The sequence below is a fragment of the Caulobacter sp. 602-1 genome, assembly GCF_003931565.1.
Lineage (GTDB): Bacteria > Pseudomonadota > Alphaproteobacteria > Caulobacterales > Caulobacteraceae > Caulobacter.
The window spans coordinates 1-234 of record NZ_RRYI01000210.1 but is presented as its reverse complement, the minus strand read 5'-3'; the positions used below and the strand labels follow the sequence as shown (position 1 = coordinate 234).

Genomic DNA, 234 nt, shown 5'->3' with positions numbered 1-234 from the left:
GTGCGCCCGTCACCAAGCACCAGCAGCGGACGCACCGACATCACCGAGCTGACCCTGGCCTGCGGCCCCGACAACCGACTCGCCGAAAAAGGCTGGACCACCCACAACAACACCCACGGCCACACCGAATGGCTACCACCACCCCACCTCGACCACGGCCAACCCCGCACCAACACCTTCCACCACCCCGAACGATTCCTCCACAACCAAGACGACGACGACGAACCCGATTGA

At 64.5% G+C, this 234-nt stretch carries 1 protein-coding gene; it reads left to right on the top strand.

Annotated features, from left to right (window positions below; all coding sequences use genetic code 11):
• A partial coding sequence (locus tag EIK80_RS25905; protein WP_125159740.1) for an HNH endonuclease occupies positions 1 to 234 on the top strand: 234 nt, incomplete at its 5' end.